The sequence below is a fragment of the Frankia sp. AiPs1 genome, assembly GCF_023716945.1.
Lineage (GTDB): Bacteria > Actinomycetota > Actinomycetes > Frankiales > Frankiaceae > Frankia.
Map to the genome: position 1 here is coordinate 1 of NZ_JAMQQF010001174.1, position 567 is coordinate 567.

The window sequence follows — 567 nt, forward strand, 5'->3', positions numbered from 1 at the left end:
CGGGGCACGCCGCGCAGCGCGCCCGCGGAGACCTTCGCCGTCGCGGTGTCCCCGACCGCGAGGGCGGCGGAGGTCAGGTTGGCCATCGGGTAGAGCACGCCGGCCCGCAGGACGAACCGGGTGCCGCTGGGCCGCTCGACGATGATCCGCCGGCCGTCGCGCCAGCCGCCGTCGTCGCCCGGTCGCAGCAGCCCGAACACGCCGACCGCCGCGATCGCGACGACGGCCACCATCACCCCGGCGAAGCCGGCCCCCATCAGCCGTCGCCCGGCGGGCTGCACCGGGTCGGTGTCGTGGTAGGCGAACGCCGAGGTGACCCGCTGCAGCATGAACTGGTAGGACTGGAGCTGCTCCCGGCGGCTCACCATGGTCTCAGCCGGCCAGGTCGCGCACGTGGGCGTAAAGGTCGACGACGACGCAGGCCACCGGCACGGTCGCCAGCAACAGCAGCAGTTCCGTGACCTCGACGGCCCGCATCAGGTACACCGACGGCGCGCGCCCCGCGTAGCGGACGCCGAGTGCGACGGCGAGGGCGGCCCCGGCCGCCGCCGTCGCCTCGACCGCGGT

1 protein-coding gene and 1 pseudogene are annotated in these 567 nt (G+C 75.5%); both read right to left on the reverse strand.

Translation table 11 applies throughout. From position 1 onward, the window contains the following. Positions 1 to 365, reverse strand: a 365-nt coding sequence (locus tag ND748_RS33505) for a type VII secretion protein EccB (RefSeq protein ID WP_251750214.1), incomplete at its 3' end; no start/stop codon positions are given. 7 nt (positions 366 to 372) lie between these two features. Beyond that, positions 373 to 567, reverse strand: a pseudogene (locus tag ND748_RS33510) (type VII secretion integral membrane protein EccD); the annotation flags it as partial.